Genomic DNA, 20,905 nt, shown 5'->3' on the forward strand with positions numbered 1-20,905 from the left:
GCCGAGCTAAGCGATGCGCTTGTACCAGGCTTGCGGCGGCGCGATGGCCTGGTAGTTGGCGGCCAGCGGTTCGTCGTCGCGCAGCGCGCGGTCCAGGCCGAGCACGCCGAAGCGCGCCAGGCTGTCGTGGAACAGTTGCAGCACGCGCTGGCGCAGCAGCGGGCCGTAGTCGGGCAGGGCGCGCCGGCAGACGATCAACTGGAACTCGTTGCAGGAGGCGTCCGTCACCAGGTTGTACTGGGCCCAGTTGATGCGCCGGCGCAGCGCCGGCAGCAGCGCGGCGCGCTCGCCGCTGACCTCGAAGTAGTCGGCGAAGCGGGCCTTGCCGCCGCCGCGCCGGTAGTTCGCCTCGTACTCGGCCAGGCGCGCGGCCGGGAAGCCGGCGTCGCCGACCTCGGCCAGCGCCTGCTCGCTGGCGACGCTGGCGAAGATTTCGGTGCGGCTGTGCAACTGCTGCTCCAGCAGCAGGATTGCCAGCGTCCAGGCCTGCTCGGCGCCGGCGCATTCGGCCAGCCAGACCTTCGGCACGGCCGAGGCGCGCAGGCAGGGACCCAGCAGCGCGCGCAACTGGCGCGCCTCGTCGGCGTCGTCGAACATGGCCGCCGGCGCCACCCCCAGCGCGCGCAGCAGCGCCGTGCCGGCCTGCGGCTGGTGCAGCACCCGCTCCTGCAGCGCCGAGACGGTGGCCAGGCCGCGCTGGCGCATCGCGCCGTGCAGCCGGCGGCGCACGGCGGCGCGCTCGAAGCCGCGGAAGTCGAAGCCGTAGCGCTGCAGCAGCGCCTCCAGCAGCAGGGCGATCTCCAGCTCCTCGGTCTCCGGCGCGACCTGGTTGACGGCGCCCTGTAGCAATTCAACCATCAATGCAACCATACCCGCATCAGCGACAGCAGTTGCGCCACGTCGACCGGCTTGGTGATGTAGTCGGAGGCGCCGGCGGCGATGCATTTGTCGCGGTCGCCCTTCATCGCCTTGGCCGTCAGCGTAATGATCGGCAGCGACTTGAACTTGGGTATGCGGCGGATCGCCCGCATGGTGTCGTAACCGTCCATCTCGGGCATCATGATGTCCATCAGGACGATCTCGATGCCCGTGTCCTTTTCCAGCACTTCGATGCCGTCGCGGCCGTTTTCGGCGAACGACACCTGCATCTGCTGGCGCTCCAGCAGCGAGGACAGGGCGAAGATGTTGCGCAGGTCGTCGTCGACGATCAGTACCTTGCGTCCGGCCAGGCCGCCGTCGGCGGCGTGGATCTCCTCGAGCATGCGGCGTTGCAGCTCGGGCAGGCTGGCGTGCGAGCGGTGCAGGAACAGCGCGGTTTCGTCGAGCAGGCGCTCGGGCGAGCGGGCGTCCTTGATGACGATGGTCTTGGCGTAGCGCTTCAGCTTGGCCACCTCCTTGCGGTTCAGGTCCTGCGCCGTGTAGATCACCACCGGCAGGTCGCGCAGCGCGACCTGCTTGCCGATCATGTCGAGCAGGTCGAAGCCGTTGATGTCGGGCAGCGTCAGGTCCAGCACCATGCAGTCGAAATGCGACTCGCGCAGCGCCGCCAGCGCCGCCTCGCCGCTCTCGACGGCGACGATGCGCAGGTCGCTGTCGCCGATCAGGGCGACGATGGCGTCGCGCTGCATCTGGTCGTCGTCGACGACCAGCAGGCTGCGCTTGCCGCCGAGCTGGAATTTCTGGATGCGGTTGAACTCCTCCTGCAGCGCGGCGGCGCCGATCGGCTTGTTCATGTACGAGATCGCGCCCTGGCGCAGCGCCCGTTCGCGCTCGCGCAGGCTGGACATCACGTGCACCGGAATGTGGCGCGTGTTGGGGTCGCGCTTGAGGCGGTCGAGCACCGTGAAACCGTCGATGTCGGGCAGGTCCAGGTCGAGCAGGATCGCCGACGGCAGATAGTCGCGCGCCAGGCTCAGGGCCGAGTCGCCGCGGTGCGTGACGATGCCCTTGAAGCTTTTCTCGCGCGCGTAGTCGAGCACGATCTTGGCGAAGCGCTCGTCGTCCTCGACGATCAGCACCGACGGCTCGCCCGGCGCCAGCGAGCCGCGGTCGTCGAAGGCCGGCTCGTGGTCGTTGGCGTCGGGTTGCGGCTGCGGCGCGGCGGCCGCGGCCTCGGCCGGCCAGGCCGCCGGCGCGTACACCACCAGCGAGGCCGGCTCGCGCGGACGGGCCGGCAGCTGGCGGTTCTGCTCGTAGTTGACGAAGCCGGCCCGGTTGTATGGCAGGAACAGGGTGAAGGTGCTGCCGGCGCCGACCACGCTTTCGACGCGGATTTCGCCGCCCAGCAGGCGCGCCAGTTCGCGCGAGATCGACAGCCCCAGGCCGGTGCCGCCGTAGCGCCGCGCGGTGCTGCCGTCGGCCTGCTGGAAGGCCTCGAAAATCAGTTGCAGCTTGTCGGCGGCGATGCCGACGCCGGTGTCGCGCACGGTGAAGGCCAGCACCGCGTCGGCGCTGGAGAGGTTCGGGTGGTCGCTGCTCCAGCCGCCGGTGACCAGGCCGATGTCGAGCGCGACCCGGCCGTGGCTGGTGAACTTGAAGGCGTTCGACAGCAGGTTTTTCAGCACCTGCTGCAGGCGCGTGGTGTCGGTCATCATCGCCGTCGGCAGCGCCTCGGCCAGTTCGACCGAGAAGTTCAGGTGCTTGGCCTCGGCCATGTGGCGGAAGGTGCGGTCGACGTAGTTGCGCAGGTTCTGGAAGCGGTACTCGGACACTTCCAGCGTGACGGTGCCGGACTCGATCTTCGACAGGTCGAGGATGTCGTTGATCAAGGTCAGCAGGTCGCTGCCGGAGCCGTGGATGGTCTTGGCGAACTCGACCTGCTTGCCCGACAGGTTGCCCTCCGGGTTGTCGCCCAACTGCTGCGCCAGGATCAACAGGCTGTTGAGGGGCGTGCGCAGCTCGTGCGACATGTTCGCCAGGAACTCGGACTTGTACTTCGACGACAGCGCCAGCTGGGTGGCTTTTTCCTCCAGCGCCATTTTGGCCTGCTCGACCTCGCGGTTCTTGCGCTCGACCTCGATGTTTTGCTCGGACAGCAGGCGGGCTTTTTCGGCCAGCTCCTGGTTGGTCTGCTGCAGCTCCTGCGCCAGCGACTGCGACTGCGTCAGCAGCGACTCGGTGCGGCTGTTCGCCTCGATGGTGTTGAGCACCACGCCGATCGACTCCATCAACTGGTCGAGGAAGGACAGGTGGGTCTCGGTGAAACGGTCCAGCGAGGCGATCTCGATAACCGCCTTGACCTGCTGCTCGAACAGGATGGGCAGCACCACGATGTTGTTGGGCGGCGCCGCGCCCAGGCCGGAGGAGACGGCGATGTAATCGCGCGGCACGTCGGTGAGCCAGATGCGCAGCTTCTCCAGCGCGCACTGGCCGACCAGGCCCTCGCCGGGCAGGAAGGAGGTCGGCAGCTTGCGGCTGGAGCGGTAGCCGTAGCTGGCGATCATGCGCAGGCGGGCGTCGCGTTCCTGCGAATCCATCATATAAAACACGCCGTGGTGGGCCGACACCAGCGGCGCCAGCTCCGACAGGATCAGCCGGGTGACCGCCTCCAGGTCGCGCTGGCCCTGCAGCAGGCGGGTGAAGCGCGCCAGGTTGGTCTTGAGCCAGTCCTGCTCGGCGTTCTTCTGCGTGGTTTCCTTCAGGTTGCGGATCATCTCGTTGATGTTGTCCTTCAGGTAGGACACCTCTCCGCGCGCCTCCACCTGGATCGAGCGCGACAAGTCGCCGCGGGTGACCGCCGTGGCCACCTCGGCGATCGCCCGCACCTGGTTGGTCAGGTTGGCCGCCAGCTGGTTGACGTTCTCGGTCAAGTCCTTCCAGGTGCCGGCGACGCCGGAGACGTTGGCCTGGCCGCCGAGTTTGCCCTCGGTGCCGACCTCGCGCGCCACCCGCGTCACCTCCGAGGCGAACGAGGACAACTGGTCGACCATGACGTTGATGGTGTCCTTGAGTTCCAGGATCTCGCCCTTGACGTCGACCGTGATTTTCTTCGACAGGTCGCCGCGCGCCACCGCCGTCGTCACCGCCGCGATGTTCCTGACCTGGCCGGTCAGGTTGGAGGCCATGAAGTTTACGTTGTCGGTCAAGTCCTTCCAGGTGCCGCCCACGCCGGGCACGTAGGCCTGGCCGCCCAGCTTGCCCTCGGTGCCGACCTCGCGCGCCACCCGCGTCACCTCCGAGGCGAACGAGGACAACTGGTCGACCATGACGTTGATGGTGTTCTTCAGCTCCAGGATCTCGCCCTTGACGTCGACCGTGATTTTCTTCGACAGGTCGCCGTTGGCGACCGCCGTGGTGACGTCGGCGATGTTCCTGACCTGGCCGGTCAGGTTGCCGGCCATCGAGTTGACGCCGTCGGTCAGGTCCTTCCAGGTGCCGGCCACGCCGGGCACGTTGGCCTGGCCGCCCAGCTTGCCCTCGGTGCCGACCTCGCGCGCCACCCGGGTCACCTCCGAGGCGAAGGAGTTCAACTGGTCGACCATGACGTTGATGGTGTTTTTCAGCTCCAGGATCTCGCCCTTGACGTCGACCGTGATTTTCTTCGACAGGTCGCCGTTGGCCACCGCCGTGGTGACGTCGGCGATGTTCCTGACCTGGCCGGTCAGGTTGCCGGCCATCGAGTTGACCGAGTCGGTCAAGTCCTTCCAGGTGCCGGCCACGCCCTTGACCTGGGCCTGGCCGCCGAGTTTGCCCTCGGTGCCGACCTCGCGCGCCACCCGCGTCACCTCCGAGGCGAACGAGGAGAGCTGGTCGACCATGACGTTGATGGTGTTTTTCAGTTCCAGGATCTCGCCCTTGACGTCGACCGTGATCTTTTTCGACAGGTCGCCGTTGGCCACCGCCGTCGTCACCGCCGCGATGTTCCTGACCTGGCCGGTCAGGTTCGAGGCCATGAAGTTGACGTTGTCGGTCAAGTCCTTCCAGGTGCCGCCGACGCCCGGCACGTAGGCCTGGCCGCCGAGCTTGCCCTCGGTGCCGACCTCGCGCGCCACCCGCGTCACTTCCGAGGCGAACGAGCGCAGCTGGTCGACCATGACGTTGATGGTGTCCTTCAGTTGCAGGATCTCGCCGCGCACGTCGACGGTGATTTTCTTCGACAGGTCGCCGTTGGCGACCGCCGTCGTCACCTCGGCGATGTTCCTCACCTGCGAGGTCAGGTTGCCGGCCATCGAGTTGACCGAGTCGGTCAAATCCTTCCAGGTGCCGGCCACGCCCTTGACCTGGGCCTGGCCGCCGAGCTTGCCCTCGGTGCCGACCTCGCGCGCCACCCGCGTTACCTCCGACGAGAACGACGAGAGTTGTTCGACCATGGTGTTGGCGGTGGTGGCGGCGCGCAGGTACTGGCCCTTGAGCGGCACGCCGTCGACCTCCAGCTCCATGGTCTGCGACAGGTCGCCCTTGGCGACGGCGCCGATGACGCGCGCCATCTCCGTGGTCGGGCGCACCAGGTCGTCGATCAGGGTGTTGACCGCGCTGATGATGGTGGTCCAGCCGCCGGCCACCTGCGGCACCGAGGCGCGCTGGGTCAGGCGGCCCTCGCGCCCGACCACGCGGCTGACCTCGGTGATCGTCCGCACCATGTTTTCCTGGGTCTCGATGATCTCGTTGAGGGTGTCGGCGACCTTGCCGGCCATGCCGGTCCAGTCGGACGGCATGCGCGCCCCGAAATCGCCCTTTTTCAGCGCCATCAGCGTGGCCAGCAACAGCTTGACGTCAAGCGCCTCGCCGACCTCAGTCATCTCATTCATACACACAATCCTCATCGATACAATGTCATGATCCGGTATACTCGCACGCCAGGCCCGGCGGCGGGGCTGGCGTTGCTGGACTTATTGCTACCCCTCAACTATAACGCCGCGCCGCCAATAGTGGCGCGCCAGAGGTTTATATGGCGCTTTCCCGGCGCCGTTCCCGCAGCCGCTCCCGCAGCGCGTCGGCCGGCAGCGCCGCGCTGAACAGCTCGCCCTGGTAGTGGCGGCAGCCCAGCGCCGCCAGTTGCGCCAGTTGCGCGGCGTTTTGCACGCCCAGCGCGACGGTGTTGAGCGACAGCGCGCGCGCCAGCAGGACGATGGCGGCGGCCATGTCGGTGCCGCCGTCGTCGTCGCCGATCGCCGCGACGAAGCCGGCGTCGATCTTCAGCTCGTCCAGCGGCAGCGTCTTGCACAGCGCCAGCGCCGCGCCGGCGCTGCCGAAATGGTCGACGCTCAGGCCCACGCCGGCCGCGCGCAACTGGTCCAGCACGGCGCCGGCGTGCCGGCCCGGCCCGCACAGCAGCGGCTCGGGCAGCTCCAGGGCGACGCTGGCGCCGTCCAGCTGGTGCCGCTGCAGGCGGATCGCCAGTTTTTGCGGCAGGTCGGCGTGCAGTTGCGCGCTCATCAGGTTGATGCCGATGCGCGGCGCCCGCCAGGGCGGCGCGGCGCCGCGCCAGCGCGCGGCCTGGGCGCAGGCGGCGGCGATGCTCCAATCGTCGAGCCGGTCGAGCAGCGCCAGGTCGGGCACCTCGGCCTGCCAGTCGGGCGCGGCGAGCAGGCCCAGGCGCGGGTGGCGCCAGTGCAGTTGCGCCTCGACCGCCACCACGGCGCCGCTGGCGATGTCGACGGTGGGCTGGTAGTACAGCTCCAGCTGGTCGCCGTCGAGCGCCGCGCGCAGTTCCCGGCGCCATTGCTCGCGCTCGATTTCGCGCTCGTTGAAGGCCTCGTGGAAGAAGCTGATGCCGCCGCGCTGCAACTGCTTGGCGTGGTACATCGCCAGGTCGGCGTTCTTCATCAGCAGTTGCGCCGAGGCGCCGTCCTGCGGGTACAGGCCGATGCCGATGCTGCTCGAGGTGCGGATCTGGTGCCGGCCGATGGCGTAGGGGCGGGCGTGCGCCTGGGCGATCTTCTTGGCCACCCGGGCCGCGTTGGCGGCGGCCGACTTGCCCTCGACGAGCACGACGAATTCGTCGCCGCCCAGGCGCGCGACGACGTCCGAGACGCGCACCGCCGCCGTCAGCCGCGCCGCCACCTGGCGCAGCAGCTCGTCGCCGGCCTCGTGGCCGTAGCTGTCGTTGACGCCCTTGAACTTGTCGAGGTCGAGGAACAGCAGCGCGAACTCGCCGCCCTGGCGGTCGGCCAGCGTGACGGCGTGTTCGAGCTGCTGGATCAGCGAGCGCCGGTTCACCAGCCCGGTCAGCGGGTCGCGGATTGACAGCTCGCAGGCGCGCTGCTCGGCCAGCTTGCGCTCGGCCACTTCGAGTTCGAGTTCGGCGTTGATGCGCTCCAGGTCTTGCAGGCGCTGCACCCGCAAGTCCTGGTTCAGCTTGGCCAACTGCGCCGATTTGGCTTGCAGCAGGATGTTTTTCTTGGCCATCTCGACGAACACCGCGACCTTGGTCTGCAACACCTGCGCGATGATCGGCGTTAACAGGTAGTCGGCGGCGCCGCTCTGGTAGGCGCGCAGCCGGTCGATTTCATCGGCGTAGTGGGCGGTGATGAAGATGATCGGCACGGCGTCCGAACGCGGGTGCGAATGGATCGCCTCGGCCGTCTCGAAGCCGTCCATGCCGGGCATGCCGACGTCGAGCAGGATCACGGCGAAGTCGTGGCGCAGCACCTGGCGCAGCGCCTCCTTGCCGGAGCCGGCGCTGAACAGTTCGTATTCGAGCCGCGTGGCCGCGTCCGTCAACAGGCTTTCGAGGGCGAACAGGCTGGCCGGGTCGTCATTGACGAGAAGGACTTTGGGGATCAACACGTTTGATGCGGCGCCTATGGTGGGGTGGGGCGGGCTACAAAAACAGCAGCCTAAAAGATACTCTTGTACCCGCAGGTGTCAAGACCTAATTGCGCGCCGGTGCGGGCGCCGTTCTACCTTATAATAAGGCGAACGCCTGGGCGCCCGAGCAGGCCGCGCAGCCGCAAGCTGGCGGCGCCCGCACTATTTGTCGTCTTCGGGAGGCCGGGTGGGTACAACGAGCATCAATGTGCGCGAGGCGGCGATCGACCACGATGTCTTGCACAAATGGCAGGAGCTGCTCGACCTGCTGACCCGGATTGTGCAGATCCCCGCCGCGCTGATCATGCGCGTGGAGCCGGCGTCGATCAAGGTGTGCGTGTCGAGCCGTTCGGACGGCAACCCCTACGAAGAAGACGAGGCGGCGCCGCTGGGCAGCGGCCTGTACTGCGAAACGGTGCTGGCCACGCGCGCCCACCTGATCGTCCCCGACGCGCTGGCCGATCCGCGCTGGCGCGACAACCCCGACGTCAAGCTGGGCATGGTGTCCTATATGGGCCTGCCGTTGACCTGGCCGGACCAGCACCTGTTCGGCACCATTTGCGTGCTGGACGGGCGCGAAAACCCCTACAGCCCGGTGTTCTTGCAATTGTTGCAACAATTTCGCGGCATCGTCGAGCGCGACCTGCAAATGATCGACGCCGCCCATCTGCGCGCGCGCGAGGACGCGGCGGTGCGCGCCGACGAGGCCGAACGGGTGCGCCGCGAGCTCCAGCTGCTGCGCGGCGGCGAGCAGCAGGCGCTGGAGTTGCTGCGCGAGAGCGAGCGGCGCTGGCATTTCGCCCTCGAGGGCGCCGGCGACGGCGTGTGGGACTGGGACATCGGCGCCGGCTCGATGTTCTATTCGGCGCGCTGCCTGGAGCTGCTCGGCTTCGCCGGCGCCGACGGCCGCGTCCCGTTCAGCGACTGGCGCGGCCACGTCCATCCGGACGACCTGGCGGCGCTGACCGAGGCCATCGAGGCGCACCTCGAAGGGGGCGGCGGCCAGTTCACCAACGAACACCGCTTCAAGGTCGGCGACGACTGGAAATGGCTGCTCATCCGCGGCATGGTGGTCGGGCGCGACGGCGCCGGCCAGGCCTTGCGCATGATCGGCACGTATTCCGACGTCACCGCGCGCAAGCAGGCCGAGTTCGAACTGCTCACGCTCAACAACCGGCTCGAGGAGCGCGTTGCCGCCCGCACCGCCGAGTTGCAGCAGGCCATGAAGCAAATCATGCTCACCGAGAAGATGGCCTCGCTGGGGCGCCTGGTGGCCGGCGTCGCGCACGAGTTGAACACGCCGTTGGGCAACATCGTGCTGTCCTCGTCGACGCTGAAGGAAGCCATCGACGGCGTCGACCGGCTCGCCGCCGGCAAGCGGCTGACCTTCGCGGCGCTGCAGGAATTCCTCGGCCACGGCAAGACGGCCTGCGAACTGATCGAGCGCAACGGCTTGCACGCCGGCGAGTTGATCATGAGCTTCAAGCAGGTCGCCGTCGACCAGGCCAGCCAGCAGCGCCGCCTGTTCGACCTGCGCAAGACGGTGCAGGACATGGCCGCGGCGCTGGGGCCGATTACGCGGCGCGCGCGCGTCACGCTGGAGGTGCGGATCCCGGCCGGCATCGGCATGGACAGCTACCCCGGCTCGATGGACCAGATCATCACCAACCTGGTGACCAACTCGATCAACCACGGCTTCGAGGGGCGCGACGGCGGCCGCATTACCATCAGCGCCAGCGCCCGGCACGACCGGGTCGAACTGGTCTACCGGGACGACGGCCGCGGCATCGAGAAAGCCTTGCAGGGCAAGGTGTTCGAACCCTTTTACACCACCAAGATGGGGCAGGGCGGTTCCGGCCTGGGCCTGTCGATCGTGCACAACATCGTGCAGGCGATCTTCAAGGGCAGCGTGCGCCTTGAGAGCGAACCCGGCCATGGGGTATGCTTCGTCTTTTCGCTGCCGCGCCGGCTGGCCGACGCCGCGCCGGGCCATGCCAACGGCTAGGACGCGAATAAAGTTCAAACGGACTGGCATGGTGGGCTCATTGGTTAGTGTCACTGCCGTGTTCTCGCGCGGGTTCGTATCAACCCGCTGCCTTTCGCGCAATCATTATATTATATACATGTTGCGGTGTGGATATTTTGATGGACGCCAGCCGCGTCCAATCCGTGGTACCAATCTTGGGAGTGTGGAGTGAAAACAAGTCAAACGATTCTTTTCGCGGCCTTGCTGGCGCTGGCGTGCGGCGCGCAGGCGGAGCGGCGCCAGCAGCGCGGCGGCGGACACGAGCAAGCCGGCGTGGCCGGCCAGTTCGACTATTACACGGTGGCGCTGAGCTGGTCGCCGTCCTATTGCGCCACGCGCCAGGACGCCAACCAGTGCGCCAGCGGACGCCAGCTGGGCTTCGTGCTGCACGGGCTGTGGCCGCAGTACGTCAACGGTTATCCGCAGAACTGCTCGACGGCGCCGCTGCCGGCCGACGTTCGGCAAAAATACGCGGCGATCTACCCGTCGCCCGGCCTGGCCGGGCACGAATGGTCGAAGCACGGCACCTGTTCCGGTTTGGCGCCGGCCGCCTACTTCGACTTGTCGCGCGAACTGAAGGAGCGGATCACCATCCCGCCGGCCTTCCAGCGTCCGGCCACGCCGGTGCGCACCAGCAGCGCCGAGTTGGTCCGGGCGTTCAAGGCGGCCAACCCGGCCATGCCGGCCGATTCGCTGCTGCCGTTTTGCGGTGATGGCGGGCGCTTCCTGCGCGAGGTGCGGGCCTGCTTCGACAAGGGCGGCCGCGCGCAAAGCTGCGGCGCGCAGGAAGTCAAGCGTTCCAACAAAGCCTGCGGGCTAGCCAGCTTCCTGTTGCCAAGCGTCAGGTAAGGCTCAGGCGCGCGGTTGTCGATGTTCGCAGTCCGGGTTGGCCCATCGGGCGCAACCCGACAACGTTGGCCCGCGGCGGCGCCGTTTCCCGCTTACTCCCCGCCCAGCAAATCGCGTTCGTTCAGCAGCGCGTAGACGATCTCGGGATTGCGCTCCAGGCACTTACGCACCGCCGCCGGAATCGCCTGCCGGGTCTTGCGGCACAGGCCGGGGCGCTCGGCCAGCGCGACGCTGATGCCGCGCACGGTGCGCACCCCGCGCTCGCTCGGCGTGATATTCAGCGCGACGCCGAGCAGCGCCTGCATGCGCTCGCCAATCTTGCGCAAATCGGCGTAGCTGGAAATGGCGTCGATGCGCTCGATGAGTTTTTTCTCTTCCTCGCGGGTCAGCCTGAGTATGCGCGTGTCGCCGGCGGGGTCGAGCAGCAGTTCCTCGCGCGCGCACACGCAGGCCCCGGGCGGGCATTCCTTGCGAATGGGGAAGGTCGGCGCTTCTGGCATAGGGGCCACGCTTGCATGGGGTTGCTGCCGGGCGGCGCCACGGCATCGATACCTCAGTATCGTTTGCCGCCGCGGCACTGTCAACCTGCACCAGCGGCGCGCCTGACGGCGGCCAAGCCGGGTAGTCTGGCGTTGGCAATTTCGCTACGCCGCGGCCGCCGCGCCGCGGTCCCCGCCATTCTTTCATTGGAGACACACCGTGCAAAGCGCTCAAAAAATCACCCCCTGCCTGTGGTTCGACGACCAGGCCGAAGAGGCCGCCAATTTCTACACCGGCATTTTTCCGCATTCCAAGATCACCGCGATCTCGCGCTACGGCGAAGCCGGCCGGGAAGTCCACGGCAAGGCGCCCGGCAGCGTGATGGTGGCCGCCTTCGAGCTGGACGGCCAGGCCTTCACCGCCCTCAACGGCGGCCCGGTGTTCAAGTTCAACGAAGCCGTGTCGTTTCAAATTAGTTGCGAAACCCAAATGGAAACCGACCATTATTGGCGGCGCCTGTCCGAAGGCGGCGACGAAGCGGCGCAGCAGTGCGGCTGGCTCAAGGATAAATATGGCGTCTCCTGGCAAGTGGTGCCGCGCGTGCTCATCGAGATGCTCGGCGACGCCGACCAGGCCAAGGCGCGGCGCGCCATGGCGGCCATGATGCAAATGAAAAAAATCGATATCGAGCAACTACGACGCGCGTTCGCCGGTTAGCGTTTAAAATCACGCCCACACTACCGCTACCGCCCGCCCCATGCACATTGAAACGATACGCCAGCGCCTGCGCGCGCTGGGCGCCAAGCCACTGCACGAACAACGCGTGCTGCGCGACTGGGTGCTGGCCCAGCCGCACGACCAGGGCCGGCGCCGCCCCAACGACTTCCTGCCGCGGGGCGTGCGCGAGGCGCTGCCGGCGCTGGACGCCGAGCTGCACGGCCTGGCGCGCCTGCTCAGTTCGCACCCGGCGGAGGACGGCTCGGCGCGGCTGCTGGTCGGCCTGGCCGACGGCCAGACGGTGGAAAGCGTGCTGTTGCCGCGCGACGGCCTGTGCGTGTCGAGCCAGATCGGCTGCGCGGTCGGCTGCCAGTTCTGCATGACCGGCCGCGACGGCCTGATCCGCCAGCTCAGCAGCGCCGAAATCATCGCCCAGGTGGTGCTGGGGCGCCGCCAGCGCCCCGTCAAGAAGGTGGTGTTCATGGGCATGGGCGAACCGGCGCACAACCTCGACAACGTGATGGAGGCGATCGACTTGCTGGGTACCGAGGGCAACATCGGCCACAAGAACCTGGTCTTCTCGACGGTTGGCGACGCCCGCGTGTTCCAGCGCCTGCCGCGGGGCGCGGTCAAGCCGGCGCTGGCCTTGTCGCTGCACACCACCAAGCCGGCCCTGCGCGAAAAGCTGCTGCCGCGGGCGCCGCGCCTGACGCCGCGCGAACTGGTCGAACTGGGCCAGGAATACGCCCGCGCCACCGCCTACCCGGTGCAGTACCAGTGGACGCTGCTGGAGGGCGTCAACGACGGCGAGGACGAAATGGACGGCATCGTCGAATTGCTCAAGGGGCAGTACGCGGTGCTCAACATGATTCCCTACAATACCGTCGCCGACCTTGACTTCAAGCGCCCGAGCTGGGAGCGGGCGCGGGCGATCGCGGCGGCGTTGCGCCAGCGCGGCGTGCTGACCAAGCTGCGCGACTCGGCCGGGCAGGAAGTCGACGGCGGCTGCGGCCAGTTGCGCGCGCGCGCCATGGCGGGCGCGCCGCGCGGCATCACAATCCACGCCGCCTGAAGCGCCACGCCACGCACCGCTGATCGCGTTGTTTTTTGGCATGTTCGCGGGTTTGGCAGCCGATGGCGGCGGATGGATTGCCCGCGCCGGGTTTATGCGGCATACTTGGATTTTCAATTCGTCAACATTGGCGGAGATTCCACGCCAGCCCATTTTCGGAGCGCCATGAAAGCTAGCATTCTTGAAGTTGCACCGTCGCTGCGGGCGGTCCCTGTGGCGGTGGCGGACGCGGCGGCGCTGGCGGCATTGGTGCAGAAGAACCACGCTTATTTGTTGTGCTATTTGCCCGCCGTCACGGCGCTGGCGTCGCCGGCCGACGCCGAGGCGTATCTGCGCCACGCCGACGCGCTCGCCGAGAGCGGGGACGTGTTGGAATGGCATATCTTTTCGCACGGCGAGTTGTGCGGGGCGGTCCGTCTGAACCACATCGAGACCGAGCACCACAAGGTATCGATCGGCTATTACATCGGCGCCGACTACCAGGGCAACGGTATTGCGACGCTGGCGGTGCGCGCCATCCTGGAGTACGGTTTCCAGGCGCTCGACGTCAACCGGGTCGAGTTGCGCTGCGTGGCGGCGAACGCGCCGAGCATCCGCCTGGCCGAGCGCCTGGGTTTTGTGCGCGAAGGCGTGCTGCGGCAGGCCGAGTTGCTCGACGGCGCGTTCTGCGACCTTTGGGTGTACGGCCTGTTGCGCGACGATTTTGTCTGGCCGGTGGCCGCGCCCGACCTCGGCGGCATTGCCGCTTAACCGACTCGCCGGCGCCTTCACGGCGCCATCGCCGCTATCCCTGCGCGGCCAGGCGCACCTGCCGCAGCGCCGCCTCCAGCGCGTCCAGCGCGACCGACCCCAGCGCCAGGCGCAGCGCGTGCGGCGCGTGGGCGCCCGCGGCGAACGGTTCGGCGGTCGTCACCATCACGCCTTGCCGCTCCAGTTGCGCGGCGACGCCGTCGGCGCGCAACTCGTCGGGCAGCGCCAGCCACAGGTAATACGAGGACGGATGCGCGGTGATGGCGCAGCCGCTCAACACGCGCCGCGCCAGGCTTTGACGGCGCCGCGCGTCGACCCGTTTCCTCTCCTCCAGCGCGTCCACTTCGCCCGCCTCGATCCACTCGCAGCCCAGCGCCACCGTCAGCGACGGCGTGCTCCAGGTCGACACGCGGATGGCGCGTTGCAGCGCCGGCATCAATGGCGCCGGCGCCGCGACGAAGCCGAAGCGCAGCCCCGAGGCGACGCTTTTCGACAGGCCGGAAACGTAGACGGTGCGCCGCGGCGCCAGCGTGAACAACGGCGCCGGCGCCGGCTCTGCCAGGAAGGCGTAGGCGCCGTCCTCGATGATCAGGAAGTCGTAGCGCTCGGCCAGCGCGGCCAGGCGGCGCCGCGCCGGCGCCGCCATCACCGAGCCGAGCGGATTGTGCAGCGTCGGCATGGCGTACAGCGCGCGCACCGGGCGGCGCCGGCACAGCGCCTCCAGCGCGTCCAGGCAGGTCGCGCCGTCGCGTTGCGGCAGCGCCTCGAGGTCGAGCCGGAAGGTCTGCGCCAGCGTTTTCATGCCGGGGTAGGTCAGCGCGTCGAGCGCCAGCACGTCGCCCGGTTTGAGCAGGCCCAGCACCACGCTCGACAGGCCCTGCTGGGCGCCGTTGACAATCAACACCTGCTCGGCCGGCACGCGGATGCCGCGGTTGCGCAGGTGTTTGGCGACGCTGGCGCGCTCGTGCGGGCGACCGCCCTGCGGCGCCGAGTGCAGCAGCGCGTCCAGGTCGCCGGCGCCGGCGAGTTTGCGCAAGCCGTCGCGCAGCAGTTCGGCCTGGCCCGGCAGCGACGGGTAGTTGAAGGTCAGGTCGACCGCGCCGCGGCGCGCCGCCTGCTGCTCCAGGCCCAGGCCGCGCGGCAGCGAGGTGTCGCGCACGAAGGTGCCGCGGCCGGTTTCGGCGGCCACCAGGCCGGCCGCCTCCAGTTCGCCGTAGACGCGCGAGGCGGTCGCCAGCGCGATGCGGTGTTGGCGCATCAGCGCGCGCAGCGTCGGCAGTTGCGTGCCGGGACGCAAGGCGCCGCTGCCGATGCGGGCGCTGAAGTCGTCGACGATGGTTTTGTAGCGGATCGCGGGCATCGTGTTTGTATCTAGGACAATTCTTTAACTGTATCAGATAATCCGGCTATGCTGGCCGCTCCCTCAACTCTGGAGCGCCGCGATGATTGCCTTTGGCACCCTGTTCATGTTCGGCGCGGCCGTGACGCTGCTGCTGTTGTCGCCCGGCCCGAATATGGCGTTCGTCCTGGCGCAGGGCGCCAGCCACGGCGCGCGCGGCGGCGTGGCGGCGGCGCTGGGCATTGGCGCCGCCGATTTGCTGCTGACGCTGTTGACGGCAAGCGGCGTTACCGCCGTCGTCGCCGCCTGGCCGCCGGCGTTCGAGCTGATCCGCTATGCCGGCGTGCTGTACCTGCTGCACCTGGCGTACCAGGCGCTGCGGCGAAGTCCGGCGCAGGCCGCCGCGGCGTGCGCGTCGATCTCGTTGGCGACGGTGTTCAGACGCGCGATGCTGAACAGCCTGTTGAACCCGAAGGCCCTGCTGTTTTTCATGGTCTTCCTGCCGCAGTTCGTCGACCTCGGGCGCGGCCCGGTGGCGCGGCAGTTGTTCGTTCTCGGTTGCGTGCTGACCCTCATCGGCACGGTGTTTCACACGCTGCTGGGCTGGATCGGCGGCGCGGCCGGACGCTATCTGGCGGGCAGGCCGACGCTGGGCCGGATGCGGCCGTATGCGCTGGCGGCGCTGATGCTGTCGCTGGCGCTGCGCCTGGTGCTGCTGCAGCGCCCGGCGTAGCTGCGACGGCGCTGGCCGGCGCGGAAAACTGTTAGGCTAGGCGTTTTGTTCATGGACATGGCTGCGCCAGCCAATGCGGAGACGAGATTGAAGACATTACTACTGCCATCCGGCCGGCCGATTGCCGCGCTGGGACAAGGCACCTGGTTCATGGGCGAAGACCCGGCCCAGAAGGAACGCGAAATTCACGCCCTGCGACTGGGCCTCGACCTCGGCATGTCGCTGATCGACACCGCCGAGATGTACGCCGACGGCGGCAGCGAGGAGGTGGTCGGGGCGGCCATCGCCGGCCGGCGCGACCAGGTGTTTTTGGTCAGCAAGGTATATCCGCACAACGCCGACCGCCACGGCGTCCGGGCCGCGTGCGAGCGCAGCTTGCGCCGGCTCGGCACCGACCACCTCGACCTGTACCTGCTGCACTGGCGCGGCGCGGTGCCGCTGCAGGAGACGCTGGAGGCGTTCGAGGCTTTGCAACGGGCCGGCAAGATACGCGATTTCGGCGTTAGCAACTTCGACACGGGCGACATGCTGGAGGCCGCCGCGTTGCCCGGCGGCGCGGCGCTCGCCAGCAACCAGGTGCTGTACAACCTGGGCCGCCGCGGTATTGAATGGGATTTGCTGCCGTGGTGCCGCCAGCACGGCGTGCCGCTGATGGCGTATTCGCCGCTGGCGTCGGAGCCGGGCGAGCAGAAGCGCCTGCTGGAAACGCCGGCGCTGAAGGCGGTCGCGGCGCGCCACGGCGCCAGCGCGGCGCAGATCGCGCTGGCGTGGTTGCTGCGCCAGGACGGCGTGATCGCCATTCCGAAGGCGGTCAATCCGGCCCATGTGCAGGACAACCGGGCGGCCTTGGATATCGTGCTGGCGGCGCAGGACCTGGCCGAGCTGGACCGGGCGTTTCCGCCGCCGCGGCGCAAGGTGCCGCTGGAAATGCGTTAGCTTGACGGCTGCCGCAGGTCGGATGCGCAGGCCGCCGAGGCGAACGCGTCATCCGACGCCGCGCCGCCGCCGACGCCAGTCGGGTTACACCCGACCTACGGGAATCCTACTGCAGTTGATTCAGCAGGAATGTGTAAGTCAGCGCCCACATTTGCGTTTGCTGGTCGTTGTTGGCCGCGCCGGCGTGGCCACCCTCCAAATTCTCCCAATACAGCACGTCGTGGCCCTGGTCGCGCATTTTCGCCACCATCTTGCGCGCGTGGCCGGGGTGGACGCGGTCGTCGCGGGTCGAGGTGGTAAACAGCGCGCGCGGATAGTTGCGACCCGCCTTCACGTTGTGGTACGGCGAGTATTTGCCGATGTAGGCCCATTGCGCCGGGTCGTCCGGGTCGCCGTATTCGTCCATCCACGAGGCGCCGGCCAGCAGCTTGCTGTAGCGCCGCATGTCGAGCAGTGGCACCTGGCACACCACGGCGTTGAACAAGTCGGGCCGCTGCACCATCACGGCGCCGACCAGCAGGCCGCCGTTGCTGCCGCCCATGATGCCGAGGTGGCGGGGACTGGAGAGCCGGCGCGCGATCAGGTCCTGCGCCACCGCGATGAAGTCGTCGTAGGCGCGCTGGCGCTGCTCCTTCAACGCCGCCTGGTGCCAGCGCGGGCCGAATTCGCCGCCGCCGCGGATGTTGGCCAGCACGTAGACGCCGCCGTTGTTCAGCCAGGCTTCGCCGGTAACGCCGCTATAGAACGGCTTCATCGACACCTCGAAGCCGCCGTAGCCGTACAGCACGGTTGGGTTCTTGCCGTCGAGCTTGGTATCCCTGGCCATGATGACGAAGTAGGGCACGCCGACGCCGTCCGCCGAGCGCGCTTCGAACTGCTGCACCGTGTAGGGCCGGGCGTCGAAGAACGCCGGCAGCGCCTTCAGACTGGCGCGCGCGTCGTCGCCGGCTTGCGCCAGGTACATCGTGGTCGGGTTGAGGAAGTCCGTCACCGTCAGGAAGTATTGGTCCGAGTCGATCGGGTCGAGCGCGCTCAGCTCCAGCGTGCCGAAGGCCGGCGCATCGACCGCGCGGCGTTGCCACCGGCCATCGATCCGGCGCAGTTCGACGATGCGGTTCCTGACGTTTTCCAGTTCGTTCAGCAGCAGCGCGCCGCGGGTGGCGGTAAGGCCGTCGAGCGACTTGGTCGGCGTCGGCGTAAACAGCTGCTCGAAGTCGCGCCCGCCCGCCAGGAAGTCGACGAAGTCGGTCGCCAGCAGCGCGCCCTGCGGATAGGTCTTGCCGCCGACCTGCCAGTCCGAGCGCAGGTCAATAATCAACTGGTCGCGCACCGTGTAGGCGTTGGCGTCGTCGGGCTTGGCGATCCGGGTCAGCGTGTCGCCGCTGCGCAGGAACAGTTCGCTGCTGTAGAAGCCGCTTTGGCGCTCGATGAACTGGCGCTCGTAGCCGGGCGTGAAGTCGCGGTAGGCGCCCACGCCGAGGTCGTCGGGCGTGGCCTCGTACAGCGTACGCGCCTGCGCCAGCGGGGTGCCGCGGCGCCATTCCTTGACCATGCGCGGGTAGCCGGAGTTGGTCAGCGAGCCGGCGCCGAAGTCGGTCGACACCAGCAGCGTGTCCAGGTCGATCCAGGACGCGCCGCCCTTGGCCTCGGCCAGCATGAAGCCGTCCTCGACGAAGGCGCGCCGCTCGATGTCGTATTCGCGCACGACGTGGGCGTCGCCGCCGCCGCGCGAGAGCGAGACCAGGCAGCGCTGGCCCAGCGGGTAGAGGCAGGACGCGCCGCCCCAGACCCAGTTTTCGCGTTCGGCCTCGGCCAGCTGGTCGAGGTCGATCACGGTTTCCCAGTCCGGCTGCGCCAGCTGGAACTGCGCCAGCGTGGTGCGGCGCCAGATGCCGCGCACATGCCCGGCGTCGCGCCAGAAATTGTAGTAGTGCGCGCCGTTCTTGCTGACGTAGGGGATGCGCTCGCTGGAATTGAGCACCGTTTTCAGGCGCGCGTGCATGGGCGCGAACTGGGCCCGGCCCTCGATTTCATGCCGGGTCGCGGCGTTGTGCCGGCGCACCCAGGCCAGCGGCTTGTCGCCGGTGACATCTTCCAGCCACTGGTAGGGGTCGGCGTCCGCGCCGGCGTGCCCGCCGCCGACGGCGGCCTGTGCCCGCGGGGCGTCGCCAGCCAGTTTTCGATATGCTCGCATTCGGATGTCTCTCATGTGTGGCCAAGCCGCGCGGAGTGGGCGACAGTAAGCACACTGTGACATGAATTGCTCCAGAGCACCAGCGCGCGTGGTTGGCGGGCGCACATCGACGTCGCCATGTTCATTTGGAAAAGTAGCGGGCGGTAAGAATCGACGCCAAGGGCGTAGCCCTGGGGCCGGACCGGGGTGGGGGGCGAGTCCCGCCGCAGCGGCGTCTGCTATTCGCAGCCGCGCTGGTTGACCCACACCGGCGCCGACCACAACACGTTGCCGTCGTCCTGCGTTACTTTGGCGTAATAGTAATGCTCGCCGTCGGCCGGCGTGATGGTGGTGGCGGCCTCGCGGGAGAGTTGCGTGACCGCCCCGTTGCGCCCGGGAACGCCTTCGAAGACGGCGACCGTGGCCACGCCGCGCCCCGCCGAGTTGGCGTGGTTGACGAGCAAATGCAGCGGGCCGCTGTTGCTGAAGCGTTCGCCCATCAGGTGGCCGTTGGCGGTCAGCACCAGTTGCGACGCCTTGTCCATCGTCGCGAACACGCGCCGCGCCTTCAGCGCCTCGAACACGCTGGCCTGCGACAGCGCGACGCCGTTGGGGATTAGGATGCCGGTGCGGTTGGTGTAGGACGCGCCCCAGTTGGCGCAGTGGTTGTCCTGGTTGCTGCTGAAGGCGACGTGGTAGCCCGCTTCGAGCGCCTTGTTGCAGGCCAGTTCGTAATTGCTGCGGTGGCTCTCGGTCTCCGTGAGGTTGGTCGAGAAGGCCGAGCTGTTCATGATTTCGCACAGGGCCATGGCCTCGTCGCCGTCGGGGCTGTAGCCGAACGGCACGCCGCCGACACGGAACTGGCCGCTTAGCGCCGGGTGGTTGAATTGGCCGATCCAACCGCGCTCGCGCATCAGCGCGTACAGGGCGGCGTACTCGTTCTTGGGCGTCAGCGTGTCGGCCAGCAGTTGCTGGCGGTCGTTGCGTTCCCAGCCCAGCAGTTCCTGGCTGTTGAAAATGTTCAGGTGGCCGCCGTTGTTGATGACGCCCCATTCCTGGCCGTAGATGGCGGCGAAGTCGGGATGGCCGGTGTTGAATTCGCGCGCCTGCGCCAGGCCGGCGCGGTACAGCGCTTGCGCGCTGACCGGATCGGCGTTGCCGTTGGTGCCGTCGGAGCCGTCGTACATGTGGTTGTGCTCGGACGTGACCAGGATGTCGAGTCCGCGCCCGCGGGCGAACGCGTAGGCGTCGCCCGGACCGAACGCGCCGCTTTGCGGATGCTGGGCGCCGGCGCAGTGCGCCACGTCGGCGCCGCCGTCGCTGTGGTTGGTCTGGCTGTGCAGATTGCCATAGTAGACGGTGAAGGGCAGGGCGGCCGGCGCCGGTGCGGCCGCGGCGCCGGCTGCGACGTCGGCGCGCCCGGGCAGCGCCCGGAAGGCGGGCATGGCGCGCGGCGCCGGGTTGCCGACGATAATGTCCCAGCGTTGCTCGATCAGGTCGGGCTGGTCGCCGGCCAGCGTGCGTTCGACCGCCGCCAGGGCGGCGTCGGCCGCCGGCCCGGCGCGCCGCGACGCCATCCGCGCCGGTGCGCCCGCGGCGCGGTCGCGCGACAGCGCGCGCAGGCGCAATTGATAGACGCCGTCGGGCAGGGCCGCGGCATTGGCCCGGCCGGCCCACGGGATGCGCAGGGTGACGGGACCCTCGAGCAGGCGTTCGACGCCGAACCAGCGCTGCACCGGCCGCCCGGATGGACCGAGCAGCTCCAAGCGCCAGGTGACGGCCTGTTCGCGCGGCGCGCCCGGATAGTTGAAGTGCAGCGCGAAGCTGCGCCCGCCGCCCGGCGCCGCGCGGTACGCCGCCTCCAGGGTGGCGTCGAACTCGCGGTGCTCGAACGGGGCTTGCGCGCGCGCGTTCCCGGCCGCCATCGCCGCCAGCATGCCCAACAGCACCGTTGCCGCCGCTTTCGTGCGCATAGATCCTCCCGCCAAGCCGTGTTAGCTCGACAGTTAGACACCGCGCCGCGCCGGAAAGTTCGGCCGGCGCGGCTTGCCGCTTGATGCCAGCGGAGTGGCGCCATGGCG

Annotated in this window: 14 protein-coding genes; 7 read left to right on the forward strand and 7 right to left on the reverse strand. The window is 68.4% G+C overall.

Features of this window, described 5'->3' with window-relative positions:
• Window positions 1-6: 6 nt before the first annotated feature.
• The 3 genes from JANGC3_RS0102935 to JANGC3_RS0102945 form a co-directional block, all read right to left on the reverse strand.
• Entirely contained in the window at window positions 7-870 is an 864-nt protein-coding gene (locus JANGC3_RS0102935; protein WP_157406424.1) for a CheR family methyltransferase, read from the reverse strand.
• Complete coding sequence (locus JANGC3_RS0102940) at window positions 858-5,747, reverse strand: HAMP domain-containing protein (protein WP_017874992.1); 4,890 nt, start codon at window positions 5,745-5,747, stop codon at window positions 858-860. The genes JANGC3_RS0102935 and JANGC3_RS0102940 overlap by 13 nt, the downstream gene beginning before the upstream one ends.
• A gap of 136 nt (window positions 5,748-5,883) precedes the next feature.
• Window positions 5,884-7,728 carry a putative bifunctional diguanylate cyclase/phosphodiesterase gene (locus JANGC3_RS0102945; protein ID WP_157406425.1) on the reverse strand — a complete coding sequence of 615 codons (1,845 nt, stop codon included), beginning with the start codon at window positions 7,726-7,728 and terminating at the stop codon, window positions 5,884-5,886.
• Between the two features lie 208 nt (window positions 7,729-7,936).
• Between JANGC3_RS0102945 and JANGC3_RS28185 the strand changes: the two genes are divergently transcribed.
• Together JANGC3_RS28185 and JANGC3_RS0102955 are read left to right on the forward strand one after the other, a co-directional pair.
• Window positions 7,937-9,754 carry a GAF domain-containing sensor histidine kinase gene (locus JANGC3_RS28185; RefSeq protein ID WP_198291978.1) on the forward strand — a complete coding sequence of 606 codons (1,818 nt, stop codon included), beginning with the start codon at window positions 7,937-7,939 and terminating at the stop codon, window positions 9,752-9,754.
• A gap of 189 nt (window positions 9,755-9,943) precedes the next feature.
• The gene (locus JANGC3_RS0102955; RefSeq protein WP_157406426.1) at window positions 9,944-10,624 is read left to right on the forward strand and encodes a ribonuclease T2 family protein; all 681 of its coding nucleotides are present in this window, start codon (window positions 9,944-9,946) and stop codon (window positions 10,622-10,624) included.
• 92 nt (window positions 10,625-10,716) lie between these two features.
• Here JANGC3_RS0102955 and JANGC3_RS0102960 read toward each other — a convergent pair whose 3' ends face one another.
• Window positions 10,717-11,124 (reverse strand): hypothetical protein, encoded by a 408-nt coding sequence (locus tag JANGC3_RS0102960; protein WP_035787524.1) that lies wholly within the window; start codon window positions 11,122-11,124, stop codon window positions 10,717-10,719.
• Window positions 11,125-11,323: 199 nt separating this feature from the next.
• Here JANGC3_RS0102960 and JANGC3_RS0102965 point away from each other — a divergent pair, with 199 nt between their 5' ends.
• The 3 genes from JANGC3_RS0102965 (at window position 11,324) to JANGC3_RS28190 (ending at window position 13,643) form a co-directional block, all read left to right on the forward strand.
• Window positions 11,324-11,821, forward strand: a complete 498-nt coding sequence (locus tag JANGC3_RS0102965; RefSeq protein ID WP_017874997.1) for a VOC family protein — start codon at window positions 11,324-11,326, stop codon at window positions 11,819-11,821.
• A 40-nt stretch (window positions 11,822-11,861) separates the two neighbouring features.
• The gene (locus JANGC3_RS0102970; RefSeq protein WP_017874998.1) at window positions 11,862-12,893 is read left to right on the forward strand and encodes an RNA methyltransferase; all 1,032 of its coding nucleotides are present in this window, start codon (window positions 11,862-11,864) and stop codon (window positions 12,891-12,893) included.
• Between the two features lie 165 nt (window positions 12,894-13,058).
• Window positions 13,059-13,643: a GNAT family N-acetyltransferase gene (locus JANGC3_RS28190; protein WP_157406427.1), complete on the forward strand. Its 585-nt coding sequence runs from the start codon at window positions 13,059-13,061 to the stop codon at window positions 13,641-13,643.
• Window positions 13,644-13,677: 34 nt separating this feature from the next.
• On the opposite strand, the gene JANGC3_RS0102980 is transcribed toward JANGC3_RS28190, so the two are convergent.
• Window positions 13,678-15,003, reverse strand: a complete 1,326-nt coding sequence (locus tag JANGC3_RS0102980; protein WP_017875000.1) for an aminotransferase-like domain-containing protein — start codon at window positions 15,001-15,003, stop codon at window positions 13,678-13,680.
• An 82-nt stretch (window positions 15,004-15,085) separates the two neighbouring features.
• Between JANGC3_RS0102980 and JANGC3_RS0102985 the strand changes: the two genes are divergently transcribed.
• Window positions 15,086-15,715: a LysE family translocator gene (locus JANGC3_RS0102985; RefSeq protein WP_017875001.1), complete on the forward strand. Its 630-nt coding sequence runs from the start codon at window positions 15,086-15,088 to the stop codon at window positions 15,713-15,715.
• A gap of 87 nt (window positions 15,716-15,802) precedes the next feature.
• Complete coding sequence (locus JANGC3_RS0102990) at window positions 15,803-16,651, forward strand: aldo/keto reductase (RefSeq protein ID WP_026132468.1); 849 nt, start codon at window positions 15,803-15,805, stop codon at window positions 16,649-16,651.
• Between the two features lie 106 nt (window positions 16,652-16,757).
• On the opposite strand, the gene JANGC3_RS0102995 is transcribed toward JANGC3_RS0102990, so the two are convergent.
• A complete protein-coding gene (locus JANGC3_RS0102995) occupies window positions 16,758-18,845 on the reverse strand; it encodes a prolyl oligopeptidase family serine peptidase (protein WP_017875003.1) in 2,088 nt (695 codons plus the stop codon).
• Window positions 18,846-19,063: 218 nt separating this feature from the next.
• Entirely contained in the window at window positions 19,064-20,797 is a 1,734-nt protein-coding gene (locus tag JANGC3_RS0103000) for a CehA/McbA family metallohydrolase (protein ID WP_017875004.1), read from the reverse strand.
• Window positions 20,798-20,905: the final 108 nt, after the last annotated feature.

This window comes from Janthinobacterium sp. CG3 (assembly GCF_000344615.1).
Classification (GTDB): Bacteria; Pseudomonadota; Gammaproteobacteria; order Burkholderiales; family Burkholderiaceae_D; genus Janthinobacterium.

Excerpts from the sequence above, each read along its gene's own strand:
- JANGC3_RS0102935 (WP_157406424.1), bottom strand. The coding sequence starts at position 870 with ATGGTTGCATTGATGGTTGAATTGCTACAGGGCGCCGTCAACCAGGTC.
- JANGC3_RS0102940 (WP_017874992.1), bottom strand. The coding sequence starts at position 5,747 with ATGAATGAGATGACTGAGGTCGGCGAGGCGCTTGACGTCAAGCTGTTG.
- JANGC3_RS0102960 (WP_035787524.1), bottom strand. The coding sequence starts at position 11,124 with ATGCCAGAAGCGCCGACCTTCCCCATTCGCAAGGAATGCCCGCCCGGG.
- JANGC3_RS0102970 (WP_017874998.1), top strand. The coding sequence starts at position 11,862 with ATGCACATTGAAACGATACGCCAGCGCCTGCGCGCGCTGGGCGCCAAG.
- JANGC3_RS28190 (WP_157406427.1), top strand. The coding sequence starts at position 13,059 with ATGAAAGCTAGCATTCTTGAAGTTGCACCGTCGCTGCGGGCGGTCCCT.
- JANGC3_RS0102980 (WP_017875000.1), bottom strand. The coding sequence starts at position 15,003 with ATGCCCGCGATCCGCTACAAAACCATCGTCGACGACTTCAGCGCCCGC.
- JANGC3_RS0102985 (WP_017875001.1), top strand. The coding sequence starts at position 15,086 with ATGATTGCCTTTGGCACCCTGTTCATGTTCGGCGCGGCCGTGACGCTG.
- JANGC3_RS0102995 (WP_017875003.1), bottom strand. The coding sequence starts at position 18,845 with ATGCGAGCATATCGAAAACTGGCTGGCGACGCCCCGCGGGCACAGGCC.
- JANGC3_RS0103000 (WP_017875004.1), bottom strand. The coding sequence starts at position 20,797 with ATGCGCACGAAAGCGGCGGCAACGGTGCTGTTGGGCATGCTGGCGGCG.